Origin of the sequence: Arthrobacter sp. GMC3, assembly GCF_002929305.1 — a bacterium.
In the GTDB taxonomy this organism is placed as follows: domain Bacteria; phylum Actinomycetota; class Actinomycetes; order Actinomycetales; family Micrococcaceae; genus Specibacter.
This window is the reverse complement of record NZ_PJIO01000044.1, coordinates 1-1,555: the sequence shown is the minus strand read 5'-3', so window position 1 is coordinate 1,555 and position 1,555 is coordinate 1. Positions and strand designations below refer to the sequence as shown.

The 1,555-nt window shown below is 62.8% G+C and carries 1 protein-coding gene; it reads right to left on the bottom strand.

The features are described 5' to 3' along the window. Positions 1–156: 156 nt before the first annotated feature. The gene (locus CXQ94_RS21285; protein ID WP_104092567.1) at positions 157–1,554 is read right to left on the bottom strand and encodes an L-serine ammonia-lyase; all 1,398 of its coding nucleotides are present in this window, start codon (positions 1,552–1,554) and stop codon (positions 157–159) included. Position 1,555: the final 1 nt, after the last annotated feature.

The window sequence follows — 1,555 nt, the reverse complement described above, 5'->3', positions numbered from 1 at the left end:
GTTTCGTTATGCGCCATGCCCGGTGTGAGCGTGGCGCCTGACACTGTTATGCGCCACGTCCAGCGTGGCCGGGGCGCATAACGGTGCGTGTTTTAGTGGGGCCACGGCCGCGAGTGGCCCGCTGCGAGCTTGCGAGCAGGTGGGAGCGACTGGGGATCAGCATTCCACGACGTTCACGGCGAGCCCGCCCATGGCTGTTTCCTTGTATTTGGAGGACATATCACGGCCGGTCTCGCGCATGGTGATGATGACCTCGTCCAGGGACACCCGGTGGGTACCATCACCCCACAACGCCATTTTCGCGGCATTGATAGCCTTCGCGGCCGCGATCGCGTTACGTTCGATGCAGGGAATCTGCACGAGCCCCCCGATCGGATCACACGTAAGCCCCAGGTTGTGTTCCATCGCGATCTCGGCCGCGTTCTCGACCTGTTCCGGGGTACCACCCATGACCTCGGCCAGCCCGGCCGCGGCCATCGAGGACGCCGAACCAACCTCACCCTGGCAACCAACCTCGGCCCCGGAGATCGAGGCCTGCTCCTTATACAGCACCCCCACCGCCCCGGCAGCGAGCAGGAACTTCACCACGACGGCGTCGATCGCCTCCGGGGAGGCACTCGCCATGCCCTGGGTGTAGTGAGTGGCGTAGAACATCACGGCCGGGATGATCCCGGCAGCCCCGTTCGTGGGGGCCGTGACCACCCGCCCGCCAGAGGCGTTTTCCTCATTCACAGCCAAGGCGACCAGATTCACCCATTCCTGCCAAAACTTCGGATCCCGATCCGGGTCCTCGGCGAGCAGGCGGGCATGCCAATCAGGGGCCCGGCGACGCACATTCAACCCGCCCGGCAACAACCCGGTCCGGGCCAAGGAAGCATTCTTACACTCCTCCATGACGTCCCGGATATGCAACAACCCGGAACGCACCTGCTCCTCGCTGCGAGTCACGAGTTCGTTCGCGAGCATCACGTCACTAAAGTTTCCCCCGACCGTGGCGCAATGCTCCAACAACCCGGCAGCGGTCCGGAACGGGAACGGCAACAATTCCTTGGAGTGTTCCAGCTCGGCCACGGCCGCCTCGACTTCACCCTCACGGATAATGAACCCGCCACCGACCGAGAAATACGTGGCCTCATGCAAAACAATCCCCGCAGCATCGCTGACAGCAAGTTTCATCCCATTGGTATGGCGCGGAAGAATCGTCAACGGATGCAAAATCATGTCCCCGGCACCATACGCCAACTCCACACTGCCACCGAGCAGCAACGGGGCGCCGGTAGCAAACGCAGCCAGGCGGGAATCAACCTCCGCCGGCAAAATCAGTTCCGGCTCACGCCCCTCCAACCCCAACAACACCGCCGTCATCGTCCCATGCCCACGCCCCGTCGCAGCCAGAGAACCATACAAATCCACCCGCACCGAAGCCACCCGCCCCAGCAAACCGGCACCAGAAACCTCAGCAGCAAACGCCGCAGCAGCCCGCATCGGCCCCACCGTATGAGAACTCGAGGGACCAATACCCACCGAAAACAAATCAAAAACACCAACGGACATG

What these genes read in the sequence shown, in the direction of transcription:
- CXQ94_RS21285 (WP_104092567.1), bottom strand. Translation starts at nt 1,554, where the DNA reads ATGTCCGTTGGTGTTTTTGATTTGTTTTCGGTGGGTATTGGTCCCTCG.